18 protein-coding genes are annotated in these 20,612 nt (G+C 30.5%); 13 read left to right on the top strand and 5 right to left on the bottom strand.

All coding sequences use genetic code 11. From position 1 onward, the window contains the following. Window positions 1-11: 11 nt before the first annotated feature. From C8N26_RS13070 to rfbB, 13 genes are all read left to right on the top strand, one after another. Window positions 12-1,055: an N-acetylneuraminate synthase family protein gene (locus C8N26_RS13070; protein ID WP_120187643.1), complete on the top strand. Its 1,044-nt coding sequence runs from the start codon at window positions 12-14 to the stop codon at window positions 1,053-1,055. Then, entirely contained in the window at window positions 1,048-2,175 is a 1,128-nt protein-coding gene (gene neuC, locus C8N26_RS13065) for a UDP-N-acetylglucosamine 2-epimerase (protein WP_120187642.1), read from the top strand. The genes C8N26_RS13070 and neuC overlap by 8 nt, the downstream gene beginning before the upstream one ends. After that, window positions 2,172-2,861 (top strand): acylneuraminate cytidylyltransferase family protein, encoded by a 690-nt coding sequence (locus C8N26_RS13060; RefSeq protein WP_120187641.1) that lies wholly within the window; start codon window positions 2,172-2,174, stop codon window positions 2,859-2,861. Before neuC ends, C8N26_RS13060 begins: the two co-directional genes overlap by 4 nt. Then, window positions 2,858-3,856, top strand: a complete 999-nt coding sequence (locus tag C8N26_RS13055; RefSeq protein WP_120187640.1) for an EpsG family protein — start codon at window positions 2,858-2,860, stop codon at window positions 3,854-3,856. The genes C8N26_RS13060 and C8N26_RS13055 overlap by 4 nt, the downstream gene beginning before the upstream one ends. Window positions 3,857-3,858: 2 nt before the next feature. Next, window positions 3,859-4,818, top strand: a complete 960-nt coding sequence (locus C8N26_RS13050) for a glycosyltransferase family 52 (RefSeq protein ID WP_120187639.1) — start codon at window positions 3,859-3,861, stop codon at window positions 4,816-4,818. A 1-nt stretch (window position 4,819) separates the two neighbouring features. Next, window positions 4,820-6,022, top strand: coding sequence for a glycosyltransferase (locus tag C8N26_RS13045; protein ID WP_170141657.1), 1,203 nt, complete (start codon window positions 4,820-4,822; stop codon window positions 6,020-6,022). Between the two features lie 627 nt (window positions 6,023-6,649). Beyond that, window positions 6,650-7,513: a glycosyltransferase gene (locus C8N26_RS13040; protein ID WP_211327811.1), complete on the top strand. Its 864-nt coding sequence runs from the start codon at window positions 6,650-6,652 to the stop codon at window positions 7,511-7,513. Window positions 7,514-7,687: 174 nt separating this feature from the next. Further along, a complete protein-coding gene (locus C8N26_RS13035) occupies window positions 7,688-8,620 on the top strand; it encodes a sugar transferase (protein WP_120187637.1) in 933 nt (310 codons plus the stop codon). Window positions 8,621-8,659: 39 nt separating this feature from the next. After that, window positions 8,660-9,670: a UDP-glucose 4-epimerase GalE gene (gene galE, locus C8N26_RS13030; RefSeq protein ID WP_120187636.1), complete on the top strand. Its 1,011-nt coding sequence runs from the start codon at window positions 8,660-8,662 to the stop codon at window positions 9,668-9,670. 982 nt (window positions 9,671-10,652) lie between these two features. After that, window positions 10,653-11,525, top strand: coding sequence for a glucose-1-phosphate thymidylyltransferase RfbA (gene rfbA, locus C8N26_RS13020; RefSeq protein WP_120187634.1), 873 nt, complete (start codon window positions 10,653-10,655; stop codon window positions 11,523-11,525). A gap of 4 nt (window positions 11,526-11,529) precedes the next feature. Beyond that, on the top strand, window positions 11,530-12,081 hold the full coding sequence (gene rfbC, locus C8N26_RS13015) for a dTDP-4-dehydrorhamnose 3,5-epimerase (RefSeq protein WP_120187633.1): 552 nt from the start codon (window positions 11,530-11,532) through the stop codon (window positions 12,079-12,081). 6 nt (window positions 12,082-12,087) lie between these two features. Continuing rightward, complete coding sequence (gene rfbD / locus C8N26_RS13010; RefSeq protein WP_120187632.1) at window positions 12,088-12,957, top strand: dTDP-4-dehydrorhamnose reductase; 870 nt, start codon at window positions 12,088-12,090, stop codon at window positions 12,955-12,957. Window position 12,958: 1 nt separating this feature from the next. Then, a complete protein-coding gene (gene rfbB / locus C8N26_RS13005) occupies window positions 12,959-14,005 on the top strand; it encodes a dTDP-glucose 4,6-dehydratase (protein ID WP_120187631.1) in 1,047 nt (348 codons plus the stop codon). 142 nt (window positions 14,006-14,147) lie between these two features. Here the strand turns inward: rfbB and C8N26_RS13000 are convergent, their stop codons facing one another. The 5 genes from C8N26_RS13000 to porV all read right to left on the bottom strand — a co-directional run bounded on the left by C8N26_RS13000 (window position 14,148) and on the right by porV (window position 20,523). Further along, window positions 14,148-15,980 carry an amino acid ABC transporter substrate-binding protein gene (locus C8N26_RS13000; protein WP_120187630.1) on the bottom strand — a complete coding sequence of 611 codons (1,833 nt, stop codon included), beginning with the start codon at window positions 15,978-15,980 and terminating at the stop codon, window positions 14,148-14,150. 33 nt (window positions 15,981-16,013) lie between these two features. Then, entirely contained in the window at window positions 16,014-17,549 is a 1,536-nt protein-coding gene (guaA, locus tag C8N26_RS12995) for a glutamine-hydrolyzing GMP synthase (protein WP_120187629.1), read from the bottom strand. A 71-nt stretch (window positions 17,550-17,620) separates the two neighbouring features. Next, window positions 17,621-18,685 (bottom strand): 3-oxoacyl-ACP synthase III family protein, encoded by a 1,065-nt coding sequence (locus tag C8N26_RS12990; RefSeq protein ID WP_028892774.1) that lies wholly within the window; start codon window positions 18,683-18,685, stop codon window positions 17,621-17,623. A 173-nt stretch (window positions 18,686-18,858) separates the two neighbouring features. Continuing rightward, window positions 18,859-19,341: a cytidine deaminase gene (gene cdd, locus C8N26_RS12985; RefSeq protein WP_120187628.1), complete on the bottom strand. Its 483-nt coding sequence runs from the start codon at window positions 19,339-19,341 to the stop codon at window positions 18,859-18,861. A gap of 81 nt (window positions 19,342-19,422) precedes the next feature. Next, entirely contained in the window at window positions 19,423-20,523 is a 1,101-nt protein-coding gene (gene porV, locus C8N26_RS12980; RefSeq protein ID WP_028892776.1) for a type IX secretion system outer membrane channel protein PorV, read from the bottom strand. Window positions 20,524-20,612 lie beyond the last annotated feature (89 nt).

Genomic DNA, 20,612 nt, shown 5'->3' with positions numbered 1-20,612 from the left:
GAATAGTTAAAATGAAAGAAATACAAATTGAAAATAGAAAGATAGGATTAAATCATCCACCTTTGGTAATTGTTGAAATAGGAATTAATCATGAAGGAAGTTTAACAACAGCTTTTGAAATGGTAGATGCTGCTTGGAGAGCTGGTGCTGAGGTTATTAAGCATCAGACACATGTGGTTGAAGATGAAATGAGTAAAGAGGCGAAAAAGGTTATCCCTGGAAATGCTTCAGTATCCATATACGATATTATGGAAAGGTGTTCTCTAAATGAAGAAGATGAAATTAAATTAAAAAATTATGTAGAATCCAAAGGCATGATTTTTATAAGCACTCCTTTTTCAAGAGCTGCTGCAAACAGGCTTGAAAGAATGGGGGTAAGTTCGTATAAAATAGGTTCAGGAGAATGTAATAATTATCCACTCATAGAGCATATAGCGGCTTTTGGAAAACCGATGATAGTTAGTACAGGTATGAATGATATTGACTCTGTTAGAAAAACAGTAGATATTCTTGAAAAATATAATGTACCTTATGCGCTTTTACACACAACAAACCTTTATCCTACACCTGTTCATTTGGTTAGACTTGGAGCTATGCAAGAGCTACAAAAAGAGTTTCCAAATGCTATAGTGGGACTTTCCGATCATACTACATCAAACAGAGCTTGCTTTGCTGCAACAGCACTTGGTGCTTCTATATTAGAAAGACACTTTACTGATAAAATGGAACGTCCTGGGCCAGATATTATAAATTCGATGGATCCAATCGCCTTGCAAGAGTTAATTTATGGAAGTAGTGAAATTGCACTTATGAGAGGAGGTAAAAAAGAGGCAAGTAAGGAAGAACAAGTAACAATTGATTTCGCTTTTGCTACAGTTGTTACAATAAAATCAATTAAAAAAGGAGAAAGACTTACAAAAGAAAATATTTGGGTAAAACGACCAGGAACTGGATCAATTAGAGCTGAGTATTTTGAAGATTTACTTGGAAAAACAGTAAGTAGAGATATAGAAAGTGATGAACATATAGATTGGAAAGATATTATAAATGAGTAAAAAAATTATTTTCCTTTCAGGAACTAGGGCTGATTTTGGAAAACTGAAATCTTTGATTAGAATAACTCAAGAGTCAGATTTTTTTGAAGTACATATTTTTGTGACAGGAATGCATATGGTATCAAAATATGGAAAAACTATTTTAGAAATTGAAAAATCAGGATTCAAAAATATTTATCCATTTATCAATCACGATGATATTGATCATATGGATAGAAATCTAGCGAAAACAATTGAAGGATTTTCTCATTATATATCTGAATTAAAACCTGATTTAATTGTAATACATGGAGATAGAATAGAAGCTATGGCAGGAGCAATAGTTGGTAGTTTAAATAATATTTTAGTTGCTCATATTGAGGGAGGTGAAATATCTGGTACTATTGATGAACTAATAAGGCACTCAGTATCTAAACTTTCGCACATCCATTTAACATCAAATGAAGAAGCGAAGAAAAGACTTATTCAGATGGGTGAAGATTCGCAATCTATTTTTAACATAGGTAGTCCCGATTTAGATGTAATGAGCTCCAAAGACTTACCGTCTATAGAATTTGTGCAAAATTATTATGATATAGATTTTGAAAATTTTGCAATTGTTATGTTTCATCCGGTAACTACTGAAACAGATAAATTAAAAACTCATGTAAAAGTTTTAATTGATAGTTTAATTAGAAGTAATTTAAATTATGTGGTAATTTATCCAAATAATGATATGGGGTCAGACATTATTTTAAATGAGTATGAAAGAATATCTGATAATAAAAGGTTTAAAGTATTTCCGTCTTTAAGGTTTGAATATTTTTTGGTATTATTAAAAAATGCTCAATTTATTATAGGTAATTCAAGCGCAGGTGTAAGAGAGGCTCCATATTATAATATTCCTACAATTAACATAGGTAATAGACAAAATAATCGAGTTAAATCAAATACCATTGTATCAATTGATTTTATTGAAAAAGATATTGATAAAGCTATAGAACAAGCATTGAGAGTAGGGAGGGTAGAAAAAGATGTAGATTTTGGGGATGGAAATAGTGATAAAAAGTTTTTTGAACTTTTACAAAAAGAAAATTTTTGGAAAATATCAAATCAGAAACAGTTTAGAGATTTGTCATGAAAATAATATCAATCATACCAGCTAGAGGTGGTTCAAAAGGTTTACCAGGTAAAAACATTATTGATTTAGCAGGTAAGCCACTTATTGCTTGGACTATTGAAGCAAGCTTAAAGTCAAAATATATAACGAAAACAGTTGTGTCAAGTGAAGATGATAATATCTTGGATATTGCAAAAAAAAATGGTTCAGAAATTTTAAAAAGACCAAAAGAACTTGCACTTGATACAACGCCATCAGAGCCAGTCATTGAACATGTGTTGAATAGTATTGAAGATATAAATAAATATAACTATCTTTTATTACTTCAACCTACATCTCCGCTTAGAGATGCAGCTGATATTGATAGTGCTATAGAAAAATTAAAAGAAAAAGCTGCAACAGCTTTAATCAGTACAAAAACAATAGATAATAAAATTCTAAAAGCTTTTAAAAATAATAAAAAAGGATATCTTGAAGGAGTATCAAATAACGATTATCCTTTTATGAGAAGGCAAGATTTACCAATAGTATATATGCCTAATGGCGCTATATACATAGTAAAAGTAGAAGATTTTCTTAAGTCAAAACAATTATTCACTGATAAGACAATATCATTTGAAATGAGTGTAGAAAAGAGTTTAGACATAGATACTATGGAAGATTTGGATAGAATAAAAGCTTTTTTGAGACTTTTGAAGGTGCAATGAAAATTAAAAGATATACATTCAATTTTTTTGTCGTAGGAACACCTATAATATTTATTTTAAGTCTCATTTCTGGCTATCGTTTAAAGTCTGGCGCTGATTACAATAGTTATTCCTATATATTTAACTACATTTCGGAAAACAAATATGAATTCTATTTCGAGCCTTTGTTTTTCTTTTTGTATAAAATGGCTGAACAATACGCAGATGGAAATCTATATGTTGCATTGATGGCTAATATTATTGCGATTTACGGTATATTTAAGTTTTCACCGAAGCCGTTTATAAGCTTGGTTTTCTACGTTTTGTTGACAAATGTTTATCTTGTGCAGTTTAATATTACAAGGCAATCTTTAGCTATGCCATTTATTTTTGTTTTCGCAATATACTTTTTTCATAAGAATTATCTAAAAGCTAGCTTTGCAGGGTTACTCGGAGTGTTCTCTCATTATGCTTCTTTTTTTCCTATGCTTGTAATGTATTTTATACCTAAAAAAAGATTTAATTTATATATTATTATTGGAGTACTATCTAGTATATACGTATTGTCACTAATAGGTGTTTTTGATAATATTATGCGAAGCCTATTTTTATTTTTGCCTGGTAAGTTTGAAAATTATGCAGGATATGAATATTTGCAAAGTAGAACAACAGGTTTTAGGTTTCTTTTAGATTTTATATGGTTTATTATAATTTATTTATTTATTAAAAAGAAGGATGATGAGTTTTTTAATTTTATATCAAATATGGTTTTGCTTGGTTTGATTATATCTTTTATAGCTATTTATACACCAATATTTTTTAGAATATCTTATTTTTTTCTCTTCTTCCAAATAATTTTTTATTCATATATCTTTAGTGAAAAATATATTAAAAATAGATTTAATAGAATTGTATTGGGAAATACTCTGATACTTTACTATTTCGTAATATTTTTATATTCGTTATCTAATAATATTTATAGTATTTTTCCTTATAAAAATGTATTATTAGATTAATAATGATTAAACTTATAAACAAAATCTTAAAAAACAAAATAAAGACTGTTTTAGTAGCAGTTACACCATATCACTTTTTGGTCTATATTGCTGCTTGTGGGGAAATTGATTATAATTCTACACTATTAATAACAACAGATTCTATTTCAGAAGAAATAATGAAAAAGTTTTCAAATAAGTTAATAGTATCAAAGCTTTCAAGTAATATGTTTTTAAAACTTTTTGAATACCTAATCTATAAACTTAAATATTTTTCAATTAGATTGGTATTAATAATAAAAAATAAGAACATTAATTTCTACGGAGTAGATCATATCTTTCTAGCGGACTTTTTAACTGTTAACAAATATAGTTTAATTGAAGATGGCTTAGTTAATTATGTTTTTAGACAAAAAAACAATAACTCTTTTTATAAATTAATAATAAAGGATCCGTATGGGGTAAATTCTAAGTGTAAGAAAATATTCTTAACAGGAGTAGATAAAATACCCGATATCATAAAAGATAAAGTAGAACTGGTCTTAATTACAAATAGTAATTATAAGGTTCAATTATTGGATTTTTTTAGAATAAAACCTATTAAATTAAATAAAAAAAATGTTTTACTCATAACTCAGCCTTTAAGTGAAGATAACCTTTGTAGTGAGGATGAAAAAGTAGGTTTGTATAAAAGAGTGGTTGACAGTTTAGATGTAGACACTACAGTGCAGATATTTATTAAACCACATCCCAGAGAAAAAACTGACTATAAGTCATTTTTTGAGGCAGCTGAGATAATAGATAAAAATATACCTATGGAAGTTTATGCTATAGGAGGTGTATTTTTTAATTCTGCAATTACTTTATTTTCTACAGCAGTGTATCATATTAACGCTAAAGAAAAAGTTTTTTTAGGTACATTTGGGGTTGATTTCTTAGAAAAGAGATTTGGGGTAATTGATGCAGAAACAAAGAGGTTTTAAAATGAAAAAAACATATCTGTTCCATACTCATATTTTAGATTTAACAGGGGGAAGTAAATCAATTTTAAATATTGCTAAAGGGCTTAACGATCAAGGGCATAATGTAAATATTATACTAGAAAAAGAGATTGTAAGATATAAAATTCCTGACAATATTAACCTATATGTGATTACACTGAAAGGTATAAAAAAGCTCAAGTATAACAATTTTGAAGATCAGAATTTGTCAAATACTTTCCTTAGTAAGAAACAACAATTTAAGAATAAGGTCTTAAATATCAATCTTATAAGGTTTTTGTTGATATGGCTAAGGTATTTGTTTAATTTGGTACAATTTCCTGTTAAAAACTATCACATGAAAATATTTTTACAAAATAAAAATATTGATAGGGTAATCTCTAGTAATATGTATAGTTATCTAGAACACATATTTTACTACAAAAATAGGGTTGAAAAAGTTTTTATGAGTTTAAGAAACTCGCCTGTTAATGTTTACCAAAATAGGATTACAGCATATATACTACCTTTAAAGTATTATTATAAAAATGTAACATGCATAGGTGTTTCTGAAGAAACTACTGATGAAATGAAACATTTTATAGATCAAATTAATACAAAGCTTGTCACTATCTATAATCCTTTTGATATTGATGCAATCATTAGAAAATCAAAAGAGAAAATAGATTTTGAAAAAGATAGTTTTTTTGTTTCAGTAGGAGGATTAAACCAAAGAAAGAGAATTGATTTAACGATTAGAGCTTATTCTCAAATAAAAAATAAGAGCATCAAACTTTTATTGGTTGGGCAAGGAGACAAAGAAAAAGATTTAAAATTATTGGTTAGGCAGTTAAATATTAGTGAACGAGTGGTATTTATAGGGTCAACGGACAATCCATATAAATACATGTCAAAAGCCAAAGCTTTAGTTATGACTTCAGAGTCAGAAGGTCTTCCCAGGGTATTAATAGAATCATTGATTTGCGAGACACCAACAATTAGTGTTGACTGTCCTACTGGTCCAAAAGAAATTCTAATTGATGAATTGGAAGAGTTATTAGTTCCAATAAGTAATTCAGATGAGACGATTGTAGAAAAAGTTAGAGAAAAAATGGAATTAATTTTAGAAAAAAATATTGAGATTAATAAAGGAAACTTAGAAAGATTCACATACAAAAATGTAATTAAAAAGTGGGAATTGATATAATAAGTATAATCGCTTTAAATGAAAAGTGTAATTTTTATAGAAAAATATATCTTAAGAATTATCAAATTCATTTTGTTAAACATAATATTAAAATATCAAAAGAAAAGAACTAGATTTATTCTCGTTCGTTAACTAAAAATTATAAAGAAAATAAATTAGATTTAATTGGTTCAGATATAGATTTATTTAATGAGGGATGATGTTACACTTTTTAAAAATGGATAAATTACTTACTCATAAGTTATCTAAATGAATTGTTTTTATTGAGGAACTATAGGTGTTGTATATCCTACTTTTTGGAAAAATGGAAGTTTTTGAGAAATTAAAAGGCTATTTTAATACTTTCCATATTGAAGGTAAAGAGTTTTTTAAATAGAGTTTTTTAAATAGAGTTTTTATTAACTGATATAAGTAGGAAATGTAAAAAAGCCACGACTAAAGTGTAGATATAATAAAGTTTGTATTACAAAAACAAATATCTGATAGAAATGATAGTAGGAAAAGAAGAAATGATAAAGTGTACTCAAGAAAAAATCCTTATAGAGGAATTAAGAAAAATAATGAAAAACTATTTGTGTACATTACAATTATTTATAGTATAAAATATTTTCAAAAATTAAAAGAATAGTGATAAAGGAAGAAAATAAATTCTCAGTATTATTATCGGTATATATAAAGGAAAAGCCTGAGTTTCTAAAATCAGCACTAAATAGTATATATTTAGAACAAACACTTAAACCAGATGAAATAGTTTTAGTTAAAGATGGACCATTGACCAAAGAGTTAGATGATGTTATTGATAAATTTAAGCAGAACCTTAAAGGTATTCTTAAAATTATTGTTTTGAAAAAAAATATGGGACTGGGCTATGCTTTAAATGAAGGAATAAAAGAGTGTAGTTATGAACTAATTGCTAGAATGGATACTGATGATATAGCAACGCCATATAGATTTGAAAAACAGGTTTCTTTTTTTAAAAGTAATCCAGATGTAGATGTTTTAGGAGGAATGATAGAGGAGTTTGAAGAGGTTCCAGGAGATTTAGGTCAGTTTAGAATGTTACCTTTTGAACATGATAAAATTTTAAGTTTTGCAAAGTTTAGAAACCCAATTAACCATCCAACGGTAACATATAAAAAGTCTAAAATATTAGAAGTAGGAGGATATACTAGTGATATTCTTTTTTGGGAAGACTATTTACTTTGGGTAAAATTATTAAATAATGGATGTGTTTTTCATAATTTAGATTCTGTTTTACTTAGTTTTAGAGTCCAAAATGGAAATCAGATGATAAAGAAAAGAAGAGGGATAAAGTATGCAGTTAATGAAGTAAAGTTTGCAACATTTTCTAGAAAAATCAGGTTCTTTAATAATTATGATTTTATAAAATATATTTCTCTGAAACCACCAGGAAGATTACTCCCATCAGCAATTATTTCTATAGTTTACAATACTATTTTTAGAAAAAAAAGTAGTATTAAAAAAAAATAATTTGGTAATAAATTAGCTTTGTTCAAAGTTGAAAACGAGAAAAGAGTCTTTATATAGCTTAGAAGCTAAAAATTCTTAAAAAATTCTTAATATTGCGTAGTGAACTGAAAAGGTGATTACATATTAGAGATTTAATACTTCTATTCTTAAGTGTTCACTTTTTAATATGAAATAATGATAAAAAGAAAAAAGGAAAAATGTCTGTTTGTTAATGTTAGCAAGTCACTAGACAAACTGTTGTCTAGTAGTAAAATTGCAGATAAATATGAAATTGTCTTTTATAAAGAATTAGAGCCGTCAGAAAAAACATTCACAAACTATATAAAGGAAAACGATATAAAAGTTGTAGTTTTTGAAAATTCACAATTAAATGAACTTTCTAAGAAACAAGTTAATGAATTAATAAAATTGAGGTTATCAGGTGTTGAAATTCACGATTCTGAAGACTTTTATGAATGTATAAATAAAAGAGTACCAATTATAAAAACACAGGACAATCAATATTTTTCTGATGAGATTTTTAGTTTAAGACGTAAACGTAGATTATTATTCTTTAAAAGAGGATTTGATATTTTATTTTTCCTAATTCTTTTTCCTATTGCGTTACCATTAACAATAATTGGTTGTTTTTTTACCAAGCTTACTTCAAGAGGAACGATGTTTTACTCTCAAATAAGAGTAGGTAGAGGAGGGAAGCCTTTCAAAATTTATAAAATACGAACCATGAAGACAAACAATGGAGGGTATACGGTGGCTAACGATAATAGAATTACTCCAGTGGGTAAATTTTTGCGATTCTCTAAAATAGATGAGTTACCTCAGTTATATAATATTTTAAAAGGTGACATGAGTTTGATAGGACCAAGACCAGAACAACCAAAATATGTAGAGGAGTATAGTCAAGAAAATCCATTTTTTAATTTAAGGCATATGATACGACCTGGTGTTTCTGGTTGGGCACAAATACACTTACCTAAAGCAACTCCTGAAGAAAGTCTTAAAAAATTGGAATATGATTTGTTTTATATCAAAAGGTATTCTTGGAAATTAGATGTTAAAATTTTATTAAAGACTATAAAGATTGTTTTCACAATGAATAGTCATTAAATAGTTTCTAAAAAGTAGTTATAACATCAAGATTAAGAAATGAAAAAAATACTAGTAACAGGCGGTTTAGGCTTTATAGGATCTCATGTCGTAGTAGAGTTACAAAACTCAGGTTTTGAGGTAGTGATTATCGATGATTTATCTAATTCTAAAATAGATGTATTAGAACAAATTACTAAAATATCCAATATTAAACCAGACTTTTATCAGATAGACTTACGAGATAAAAAAGCAGTACGTAGCTTTTTTAATGATAGTACAATTGATGGAGTAATACATTTTGCTGCTTTTAAGGCTGTAGGAGAAAGTGTTCAAAAGCCATTGGATTATTACGAGAATAATATCAACGCCTTAGTTTATCTGTTACAAGAAATGAAAAATAGGAATATTGATCATTTTATTTTTAGCTCATCATGTACGGTTTATGGACAAGCAGACGAGTTACCTATTACAGAAGACGCTCCAGTAAAGATTGCTGAATCTCCTTATGGTAATACAAAACAGATAGGAGAAGAAATTATAAAAGATAGTTGTAAGGCATATAATATGAATGCCATAGCTTTACGATATTTCAATCCTATAGGAGCACACAAATCTGTTAAAATAGGAGAGTTGCCTTTAAGTATACCACAAAATTTGATTCCATTTATCACACAAACAGCGGCAGGAATTAGAGAAGAACTAGCAGTTTTTGGAGATGATTATCCAACTCCAGATGGTACTGCAATTCGTGATTATATCCATGTGGTTGATTTAGCAAAAGCGCATGTGAAAGCTTTACAACGTTTGTTAGACAAACAAAATAAAGAGAATTTTGAATTTTTCAATGTAGGAACAGGAAAGGGAAGCTCTGTAATGGAAATTATTCATTCCTTTGAAAATGTGACGCAACAGTCGTTAAATTATAAAATTGCTGAGAGAAGAAAAGGAGATATTACAGCAGCGTACGCTGATACTACCAAAGCAAATGAAGTGCTAGGTTGGAAACCAGAAGAAACACTAGAAGAAGCCTTGCTTTCCGCGTGGAAATGGCAACAGAAACAATCATAATTTAAAACGTCATTGCGACTGTAGGGAGAAATCTTTAAGTTCAGCGTAGTTAAATCTTAAAATCGTGAGTTACTCCTTTTAATAAGATTTCTCGTATTCGTTACAACTCAGTTCGAAATGATGTTTTATTTGTCATTTCGACTGCAAGGAGAAATCCCCTTTTTCAAAGAATAGTATGCAAAAGCTTCGAGATTCAGTCGTGAAACACCGCGAAGTTTTGCGTACGGTTCTGCACAGCAAAAAATCATATTGAAAAAGTATCCTTTTTTGATTCGTTTTTTAGACAAGCAAAAAATGAATGGAGGATAAAAATAAAAAACTGTTATTGCGACCCCGACACTTCGGGAGAAGCAACCACACGAATAAGAACGAAAAAACAAACCCGACCTATTTTCGTTTTAGTAGAATTCAAGGTTATGAAGTATAAGAGAATCCAAAGAGTTTACGGTCTGGATTCGAATACTGAATACAACGTAGAATTCAAAAAAAGGAAAATAAGTCTAGATTTTTTTGGTTCCTTTTTTCATCAATGGAAAAATGAACAACATAAAAGAAAATCACGTCATTGCGATCCCGACACTTCGGGAGAAGCAATCTCATGCATAAGAACGCAAAACCAACCCGACCTATTTTCCTTTTAGTAGAATTCAAGGTTATGGAGTACAAGAGAATCCAAAGAGTTTACGGTCTGGATTCGAATACTGAATACAACGTAGAATTCAAAAAAAGGAAAATAAGTCTAGATTTTTTTGGTTCCTTTTTTCATCAATGGAAAAATGAACAACATAAAAGAAAATCACGTCATTTCGACCGTAGAGAGAAATCTTTAGGTTAATCGTAGCAAATTTTATATCGAACTAAAGGTTTTTGAAATTCTTCACCACTTTGTTTGAATCACTCACTCAAAATTAAAAATTAAAACATCAAAACTGCTAATGCTTTATTTTTTCTATAAATTAGCAAACGATTTAAAAGTTACTATATGAAAGGTATCATACTAGCAGGTGGGTCAGGTACACGCTTATATCCTATCACAAAAGGAGTATCTAAACAATTACTTCCGATATACGATAAACCAATGATTTATTATCCTTTATCGGTATTAATGTTGGCAGGAATTAGAGAAGTTTTAATCATTTCTACACCTAATGATTTACCAAGTTTTCAAAAATTACTAGGAGATGGTACTGATATAGGAATTCAGTTGAGTTATGCTGAACAACCTTCACCAGACGGACTAGCACAAGCTTTTATAATAGGAGAAGAATTTATAGGGGATGATAATGTGTGTTTAGTGTTAGGAGACAATATCTTTTATGGTCATGGCTTAACAAAGATGTTAGAAAGTGCTAGGTTAAATGTAGATCAAGAAAACAAAGCAACAGTATTTGGGTATTATGTTAATGATCCTGAACGTTATGGTGTGGTAGATTTTGATACGCAAGGAAATGCGATTTCAATCATAGAAAAACCAAACAATCCTCAGTCAAACTATGCTGTTGTAGGGCTGTATTTTTATCCAAATGACGTAATTCAAGTGGCTAAAAATGTAAAGCCTTCCCAAAGAGGAGAATTAGAAATCACATCTGTAAATCAACATTATTTAGAAAAGGAGCAGTTAAAAGTAGAATTAATGGGAAGAGGTTTTGCTTGGTTAGATACAGGAACACATGATTCGTTAATGGAAGCAGGTCAGTTTATAGAAACCATTGAAAAGCGTCAAGGATTAAAAGTAGCTTGTTTAGAGGAAATAGCATTACGTATGGGGTATATAGATGAAGCACAAATAAAAAGATTAGCAGAGCCATTAAAGAAAAATAATTACGGACAATATCTTTTAAATCTTGTAAAATAAAAGAATGAATTTTATAAAAACAGCTATTCCAGAAGTAGTCATCATTGAACCAAAAGTGTTTGGTGACTATAGAGGTTATTTTTTTGAGTCTTATAACCAAAAAGAGTTTGAAGAAAATATTGGAAAGATAAATTTTGTGCAGGATAATGAATCAAAATCTTCTTTTGGTGTATTGAGAGGATTGCATTTTCAAAAACCACCGTATACTCAAGCAAAGTTAGTGAGGTGTATCAAAGGAAAAGTGTTAGATGTTGCGGTTGATATCAGAAAAAAATCACCTACCTATGGAAAGTATGTCGTTGTAGAACTGTCAGAAGAGAATAAAAGACAATTATTCGTGCCTAGAGGCTTTGCCCATGGTTTTGTGGTAGTGTCTGATGAAGCTATTTTTTCGTACAAAGTAGATAATCGGTATGCTCCTGAATATGATGCTGGAATTGCTTGGAACGACAGTATGTTAAATATCGATTGGACTATTAGTGAAAGTGAGGTAAGGTTATCTGAAAAAGACCAAAAGTTACCAATGTTAGAAGAGTTAGAAAATCCTTTTATATAAGCAATAATGAATATATTAGTTACAGGAGCTAGTGGGCAACTAGGTTCAGAAATAAAAGAATTGTCTTTAAACTATACTAGTTTTAAGTTCTTTTTTGAAGACTCAAAAAGCTTAGATATTACGAATGCTGATCTTGTTGCTAATTATATAGAAAAAAATAAGATTGATAGAGTTATCAATTGTGCAGCATATACTAACGTAGATGAAGCTGAAGAGGCTCTTGAAGAGGCTGAAAAGGTAAATGTTTTTGGAGTTGAAAATTTAGTTAACTCAATAAAAAGTAGAGGAGGGAAATTAATTCATATTTCTACGGATTATGTATTTAATGGGGAAAGTTTTTTGCCTTATAAAGAAGAAGACAACGTAGCTCCTTTAGGAGTGTATGGCAATACTAAAAGAAGAGGTGAAGAGATTGTAGAGTCTTCACTTATTGAAGCTATAGTAATTAGAACTTCTTGGGTATATTCCTCTTATGGAAATAATTTTGTGAAAACGATGATGAGGTTAGGAGAAGAGAAGGAATCACTTGGTGTTATTTATGATCAAATAGGAACACCAACCTATGCTAGAGATTTGGCGAAAGTTTGTTTGCATATTATTTCTTTAAATCGGAAGATAGATAGAGATTCAAAAATATATCATTTTTCAAATGAAGGTGTTGCTTCATGGTATGATTTTGCAAAAGCAATTATGGAGTTTGGTAACATATCATGTGTAATTAACCCAATAGAAGCTAAAGATTATAAAACACTGGCTAAACGACCACATTATTCAGTTTTGAACAAGCAAAAAATTAAAAGCGATTTTACCATAAACATTCCTTATTGGAGAGACTCTTTAAAAAAATGTATATTGAATATTAAAAAAGAAAAGTAAGATGAAAAACATAGTAGTTACAGGAGGAGCAGGTTTTATTGGGTCACATGTGATTAGATTGTTCGTAAATAACTATCCTGAGTATAATATCATCAACTTAGATATTCTTACATATGCAGGAAACCTTGAGAATTTAAAAGATATTGAAGGTAAACCAAATTATACGTTTATCAAGGCAGATATTTGTGATTATGATACTGTGGCCGATATTTTTTCAAAATACAAGATAGACGGGGTAATTCATTTAGCGGCTGAATCACATGTAGATCGTTCGATAAAAGATCCTTTCTCTTTTGCAAGAACGAATGTAATGGGAACCTTGAGTTTATTACAGGCAGCTAAAAACTATTGGGGAGGCAATTTTGAAGGTAAATTATTTTATCATGTGTCTACTGATGAGGTTTACGGTTCTTTAGGTGATGAAGGTTTCTTTTTAGAAACCACTGCGTATGATCCACATTCTCCTTATTCAGCTTCAAAGGCTTCGTCAGATCATTTTGTAAGAGCTTTTCATGATACATATGGTTTGCCAGTTGTAATTTCAAACTGTTCAAATAATTATGGTTCATATCAATTTCCAGAAAAGTTAATTCCGTTGTTTATTAATAATATTTGTAACAACAAAGCATTACCTGTGTATGGAAAAGGAGATAATGTAAGAGACTGGTTGTTTGTAAACGATCATGCTAGAGCAATTGATGTAATTTTTCATAAAGGAAAATTAGGTGATACTTACAATATTGGAGGATTCAACGAATGGAAGAATATAGATTTAATAAAGGTGTTGATAAAAACCGTAGACAAGTTTTTAGGAAGAGAAGAAGGAACTTCAGAGAAGCTAATAACGTATGTAACAGATAGAGCAGGACATGATTACCGTTACGCTATAGATTCTTCAAAATTGAAGAATGAGTTGGGTTGGGAACCCTCTTTACAATTTGAAGAAGGAATAGAAAAAACTGTAAAATGGTATTTAGAAAATGAAGATTGGGTAAAAAATGTTACCAGTGGTGAGTATCAAAAGTACTATCAACAAATGTATGAGTAATAAAAAGATGGTTTTAAGAACGTAATAGCTAACGGAGATACAGAGTGTATTTTGAAGATAAGTTGACCTACTTATAAAACAACCAGTAAATAAAAAACCGAAACTAATTAGTTTCGGTTTTTTATTTAGTATAATCTTAAGTTTATCTCAATCTACTTAAGCTAAGGTCTTTGTTGTATTTAATCACAAATAAACCATTATTACTGCCGCTTCCAAATATTTTTTTATGGTAATCAAATTTGCTTTCAACGCGTAAAGAAACTCCTTTTTTAAAGGTGTTGTCAAGATTTTCACCAGAAGCTAAACGCATTAATATATCATATGTAATATCAAATCCTTTAATAGCATAATCAGAAGGAATGGTGTTGTTTTTTAATAAATATTTTTCAGTAAACGTTTTTGTTTCTATAGCGTCTTCGTCAGTAAAAGTATCAGAAACATAGGTGAAATTAATAGTAGCAAGTTTATTATTGTCAATTCGATAATAAGCATCCCCTTTGTTTGGAGAAAACACTTGAACATTAATTTCATCAGGTAAACCAATCATGCTATTTAAAGCGTCAGCAACCACAACATTATCATCAGAAGCAATAATTACCCAATTATGCCTTTTGGAAGACATTTTTCTTGTAAAACGTTCTCTCTTAATATATCCTTTTTCAGGTTTTAAGATATTGATGTTATTGATGCTATCATGTCGTTTTAACTCAGAAACAATTTTAGAAACCAAACGATTAGATTCACTCTTGTCATCACCAACTACAAAAATTTCTTGGTCTTTATAACTGTCTTTTAAATAAGAAGCTAAATAGTCTGCATACCTACTTTTTTCAGGTGCTGTTTTTACCAATTTAGAAGAGGTAAATTTTTCTTGGTTATTAGAATAGTGAGGAAAAATAACAGGAACATTTACTCCTTTTGCAACAACTTCAGCTTTGTCTGAATAGAAAGGACCTATAACAACATCGGTATTTTCTAATTTATTTTCGTTTAAAATAACATCGATGTTTTTTCCTCTATTACCAGTATCAAAAACATTTACATGTACGTTTACTCCTTGTTTTTTGATAGAATCAATAGCAATTTCTGCACCCATATAAAAATCAGTTACCATATTAGCTAATTGATTTTTTTCAAAAATATCTTTGCTTGATTTTTCTACATACTCATCAGCTCTAAAAGGTAGTAAAATCGCTAAATTTATAGATGTGTCTTCTTCTATAGAATCTTTGTAAAAAGTATAATTTTCAGCTTCGTTTACTTCTTCAATAGGTTTTATTTTTAATAACTGACCTATTGATAGCTTGTTATCTGCTAAATCAGGATATTCGGGATTTAAACGTAAAATATCTTCTTTTGAAACGTTGTAAAAACGAGTTAAACTATACATGGTTTCTTTGCTTTTAACTGTGTGGGTTAAAAACTTTTCTAAAACCTCTTCCTTGTCAATAGTAATTGTTTTTTTAATTTCTTTAACTTTTAGTACTTGACCGATACTCAAATTATTACTTTCAATATTAGTGTATTCAGGGTTGTACTTAATTAAATCATCTTTAGTAATTCCGTATTGTTTGGTAATTCGGTATACGGTTTCTCCTTTTTGAACTTCATGAGTTTCATACTCTACAATGGTTTGCTGAAAAACAGTGTCATCTTCTTTTGTTTCAGGAGTAATTTCTTCGTTAATAGCGTCAGAAGTTATCGTTTCGTTTTCTTTTTCTGAAGAAGGAGTAGATGTAGAAGTACTGTTTTTAAGTTTAGGATTAGGAATAACAATTACCGTATTGGCTTCAGGACGTCTGCTAACATCAGGATTTAAACGTAGTAAATCTTTTGTTTTCATATCCAAACGATCAGCAATATCACGCATGGTTTCACCTTCTTGAACTTTATACGATACATAACGTTTTTGCTGTCCGCAAGAAACGGTGAAAGTTAAAATACAAACTAATAGTAAAAACTGTAATTTCTTCATCTACTCTTTTTTTATTTTTAATTTAATTGAGGGTTATTCCCATTCAATTGTTGCTGGTGGTTTAGAACTGATGTCATACACAACTCTATTCACACCTTTTACATTATTTATTATTTTATTTGACGTTTTTTGTAAAAACTCATAAGGTAAATTTACCCAATCAGCCGTCATACCATCGGTACTTTCAACTGCTCTTAAAGCAACTACCTTTTCGTAAGTTCGCTCATCACCCATAACCCCAACAGAGTTTACTGGCAATAAAATAGCACCTGCTTGCCATACTTTATCGTACAGTCCGCTTTCTTTTAATCCGTTGATGAACACTGCATCGACTTCTTGTAAAATACGAACTTTTTCAGCAGTGATGTCACCTAAGATTCTGATAGCTAAACCAGGACCTGGGAAAGGGTGACGACCTAATAATTCTTTATCAATTCCCATAGAAGCACCTACACGACGTACTTCGTCTTTAAAAATCATACGTAAAGGTTCTACTACTTTCAACTTCATGAAATCTGGTAAACCACCTACGTTATGGTGACTTTTAATAGTTGCTGAAGGACCACCATTTACAGAAACTGATTCAATTACATCCGGATAAATCGTTCCTTGTGCTAGCCATTTGGCATCTTCTATTTGGTGTGCTTCATCGTCAAAAACATCGATAAAAACTTTACCAATGGCTTTACGCTTCGCTTCAGGGTCACTTAATCCAGCTAATTCGCCCAAAAAGCGTGCCGAAGCATCTACACCTTTAACGTTTAATCCCATACCTTCGTATTGCTTTAATACATCGGTAAATTCATTTTTACGTAACAATCCGTTGTTTACGAAAATACAATGTAAATTGCTTCCGATAGCTTTGTGTAATAGAACAGCAGCTACGGTAGAGTCTACACCACCAGATAATCCTAAAACAACTTTATCATCACCTATCTTTGCTTTTAACTCAGCAACGGTTTCGTCAACAAACGAATCTGGTGTCCAAGTTTGAGCAACTCCAGCTATAGTAACTAAAAAGTTTTGTAATAATTGTTTACCGTCAGTAGAATGATATACTTCTGGATGAAATTGTATTGCATAGGTAGTTTCACCTTCAATCTTATAAGCCGCATTTTCAACATCGTGCGTGCTTGCTAATAAGGTCCCTCCAGTAGGTAATTCTTTGATAGTGTCTGAATGACTCATCCAAACTTGACTTCCTTGAGAAATTCCTTTAAAAAACTCTTCATCTTCTTTAATGAAAGATAAATTGGCTCTACCATACTCACGAGTATTTGAAGGAGCTACCAATCCACCAGAAAAATGCGCTAAGTATTGCGCTCCGTAGCATACCGCTAATAAAGGTTTTTTACCTCTAATTTCAGATAAATCTGGATGTGGAGCTTCTTCTGAACGAACCGATGATGGACTTCCAGAAAGGATTACAGCTTTAAAATCGTTTAAGTTTTGTGGTATTTTGTTGTAAGGGTGAATTTCACAATAGATATTCAATTCTCTTACGCGGCGCGCAATTAACTGCGTGTATTGCGATCCGAAATCTAATATAAGTACGTTGTGTTGTTGCATGCGCAAAAATAGTACTTACATTTTAGATTTGCGAGAATATTTAACAAGAAATTCTTCCTATTTAAGAAACTTTAATACTTGTAAACAATTGCGTTAATATTCATACCTGCTCCGACAGAAGCAAGAATAATTACATCACCTTTATTTACTTCTTGGTTTTCAATGTTTCCTTTTAAAACTAAATCGAGTAGGGTGGGGACGGTTGCTACAGAACTATTTCCTAATTTATGAATGCTCATAGGCATTACTCCTTCTGGAATAGGTTTTTTATATAAGCGATAAAAGCGTTTGATAATAGCTTCATCCATTTTTTCATTTGCTTGATGAATGAAAACTTTTTTAACATCATCAATAGAAACTCCGCTTTTGTCTAAAGCAGTTTGCATAGCTTTAGGAACGTTGGTTAAGGCAAATTCGTAAATTTTTCGTCCGTGCATTTTAATATAACGAACGTCTTTGTCTTTGCTTTTATCGTTTGAGTTTCCGAAGAATAAATAATAAGCTTCATCTTTAGTAAAAGTTTGTGAAGCGTGACTTAAAATTCCACTGTCGTTTTTGTCAGTAGCTTCTACAATACAAGCACCTGCACCGTCGCTATAAATCATAGAGTCACGGTCATTGATGTCAACTACTCTCGACAAAGTTTCTCCACCAATAACCAAACATTTTTTTGCGATTCCTGCTTTGATAAAAGCTTGTGCTTGAATAACTCCCTCAATCCAACCAGGACATCCAAATAAAATATCGTAAGCTACACAATTTGGATTTTCAATTTGGAGTAAATACTTTACACGAGTGGCTAAGCTTGGAAGAATATCACTTTGAATAGCATCCTTTTTTACATCACCAAAATTATGTGCAAAAATGATATAATCTAACTCCTCTGGATTAATATTAGCATCTTCAATAGCTTTTTTTGCTGCAAAATAACCTAAATCGGAAGCTTTATATTCTTCTTTTGCATAACGACGCTCTTCAATACCGGTAATGGATTTAAATTTTTCAATAATTATAGGGTTGGGGTTATCAAAAGAGGTTCCGTCTGCATTTAAAAATACATGATTATTAAAGTTTGCATTCTCTTTTTTGATAGATGGAATGAAGGAACCTGTTCCTGTAATTACTGATAGTTTCATTAAAGTAAATGATTTTTAGGATTGAGTAATTACAAATAAAACATTTTTATTGACAATAACCTTTTTATTTACAGTCAATTTTAAAGATTTGTTAGATTCTTAAAAAAAGGAGGTTAAATTATTTTTTTAGAAATTAGCAATCACCTTTTTTATGATTTTGATGTTTAGGTACTTTATAAATAAGAGCTGTCAAAAGAAAATGGTAATAATGAAAGTAACGACTCTGTTTTTACAATTTGTCCAACTTCTCCCATAAATAGGATTTCAATCGGTTGTTTTTGATTGATTTCATATTCTGATAATGTTTGGCGACAAGCACCACAAGGGCCAACAGGTTTATCAACCTTAGAGTTTTCAGAAGAAGCTGTAATAGCTATTTTTAGCACTTTCATGGTTGGATATTCAGAGCCAGCTTTCCAAATAGCCACACGTTCGGCACACATGCCAGAAGGATAAGCAGCACTTTCTTGATTATTTCCTAAAACAACTTCTCCATTATCAAGTAATATTGCAGCGCCTACATTAAATTTTGAGTAAGGGGCATAGGCTTTTTGTCTAGCTTCAACTGCTTTTTCAAGTAAAAAAGCGTCTTCGGGTGATAATTGAGAAATATTATCAAAAACAATAGCGGAGGTGGTTACATTAATTTTCTTCATAATGAATAAATTAGTCAAAAAAAAGCAGTCGGTTAGACTGCTTTTATATTCTGACACGAATTTATAAAAAAAATATGAGTTTTAATAAATTTCATAAAGCTCTCCTAAATCAAAAGAAAGAGAAAAGCGTAAGGTGTTTTCTAATGGGTTGTTTACTTCTGCGGTATTGATTAAGTAAGATAAGTCAATATTAAATGCCTTGGTAGCAAAACCAGCTCCTAAAGTAAAGTACTGACGTTGTCCTTTTTTAGGGCTCTCATGGAAATATCCAGTTCTTAAAGCAAAAGAATTATTGTATAAATATTCAGCACCTAAAGCCCAAGTGGTTTCTTGTAACTCTTCCTCAAAACTTCTATCTCCTAAAGAAGTAAACATTCCTTCAAACCAGCCTCTATCTGAATCGGGGTTAGAAGGAACCAATAGTTTTGTGAATTCTAAATTCAATCCGAAAATATTCATATCATCAAAAATAAAATCGAATCCACCACCAATTTTAGCATTGGTTGGAATAAAGTTAGGAACACCAGGAGTATACTCTACTTTAGGCCCAATGTTGGCAATGTTAAATCCTAAGCGGTAACGACCGTTAAAACTTCCGTAGTTAGCTTCTTTTGATTGATAATAACCAGAAACATCAACAGCAAAAGAGTTAACAGCATCTATACTAGAATCATTACTTCTAATTTTATAATTAGAGTGTACATATTTTAAACCAATACCCATTGAGAAGGTTTCGCTCAGTTTTAAGGAATAAATTCCCGTAATAGCTAGCTCGTTTGGTTTTTCTGTACCATTAGAAATACCTCCTAGATCATATAACGCTACTTCTCCTAGAGAAAAATATTTTAAGTCTATACCCCAAGCAGATTTCTCACTGTATCTATTAACGTATGAGCCTCCACCAACAAAAATATCGTCAGTAAGGTTTCTAAGCCAAGGAGTGTAGTTAACACCAACGCTAATTCTATTTTGATTAAAAGCAGTTTTTGCAGGGTTGTGAAAAATTGCAAAAGCATCAGAAGATGTTGCAACACCAATGTCTCCCATACCACCAGCACGAGCATCGGGTGTAATCAATAAAAATGGCATTGCCGTTGTGTTTATTGATGTTTCATTTTGGGCTTGTACTTTGTTTTGAAGGGTAAAGCACACAAAAAATAATACGATCGATAATTTTTTCATGTAAAAATTTGATTAATTGTTTAGCAAATATATAATTTTAATTGAAGGATTATCGGGGTTTTATGTATACTTAGGGTTTAAATTGACTA

It is taken from the genome of Tenacibaculum lutimaris (genome assembly GCF_003610735.1).
Taxonomy (GTDB): domain Bacteria; phylum Bacteroidota; class Bacteroidia; order Flavobacteriales; family Flavobacteriaceae; genus Polaribacter; species Polaribacter lutimaris.
This window is presented reverse-complemented; position numbering and strand designations above follow the sequence as displayed.

Excerpts from the sequence above, each read along its gene's own strand:
- C8N26_RS13050 (WP_120187639.1), top strand. The coding sequence starts at position 3,859 with ATGATTAAACTTATAAACAAAATCTTAAAAAACAAAATAAAGACTGTT.
- guaA (WP_120187629.1), bottom strand. The coding sequence starts at position 17,549 with ATGCAACAACACAACGTACTTATATTAGATTTCGGATCGCAATACACG.
- C8N26_RS13070 (WP_120187643.1), top strand. The coding sequence starts at position 12 with ATGAAAGAAATACAAATTGAAAATAGAAAGATAGGATTAAATCATCCA.
- galE (WP_120187636.1), top strand. The coding sequence starts at position 8,660 with ATGAAAAAAATACTAGTAACAGGCGGTTTAGGCTTTATAGGATCTCAT.
- C8N26_RS13045 (WP_170141657.1), top strand. The coding sequence starts at position 4,820 with ATGAAAAAAACATATCTGTTCCATACTCATATTTTAGATTTAACAGGG.
- rfbD (WP_120187632.1), top strand. The coding sequence starts at position 12,088 with ATGAATATATTAGTTACAGGAGCTAGTGGGCAACTAGGTTCAGAAATA.
- C8N26_RS13000 (WP_120187630.1), bottom strand. The coding sequence starts at position 15,980 with ATGAAGAAATTACAGTTTTTACTATTAGTTTGTATTTTAACTTTCACC.
- C8N26_RS13055 (WP_120187640.1), top strand. The coding sequence starts at position 2,858 with ATGAAAATTAAAAGATATACATTCAATTTTTTTGTCGTAGGAACACCT.
- rfbB (WP_120187631.1), top strand. The coding sequence starts at position 12,959 with ATGAAAAACATAGTAGTTACAGGAGGAGCAGGTTTTATTGGGTCACAT.
- C8N26_RS13035 (WP_120187637.1), top strand. The coding sequence starts at position 7,688 with ATGATAAAAAGAAAAAAGGAAAAATGTCTGTTTGTTAATGTTAGCAAG.
- rfbC (WP_120187633.1), top strand. The coding sequence starts at position 11,530 with ATGAATTTTATAAAAACAGCTATTCCAGAAGTAGTCATCATTGAACCA.
- cdd (WP_120187628.1), bottom strand. The coding sequence starts at position 19,341 with ATGAAGAAAATTAATGTAACCACCTCCGCTATTGTTTTTGATAATATT.
- porV (WP_028892776.1), bottom strand. The coding sequence starts at position 20,523 with ATGAAAAAATTATCGATCGTATTATTTTTTGTGTGCTTTACCCTTCAA.
- C8N26_RS12990 (WP_028892774.1), bottom strand. The coding sequence starts at position 18,685 with ATGAAACTATCAGTAATTACAGGAACAGGTTCCTTCATTCCATCTATC.
- C8N26_RS13060 (WP_120187641.1), top strand. The coding sequence starts at position 2,172 with ATGAAAATAATATCAATCATACCAGCTAGAGGTGGTTCAAAAGGTTTA.
- rfbA (WP_120187634.1), top strand. The coding sequence starts at position 10,653 with ATGAAAGGTATCATACTAGCAGGTGGGTCAGGTACACGCTTATATCCT.
- neuC (WP_120187642.1), top strand. The coding sequence starts at position 1,048 with ATGAGTAAAAAAATTATTTTCCTTTCAGGAACTAGGGCTGATTTTGGA.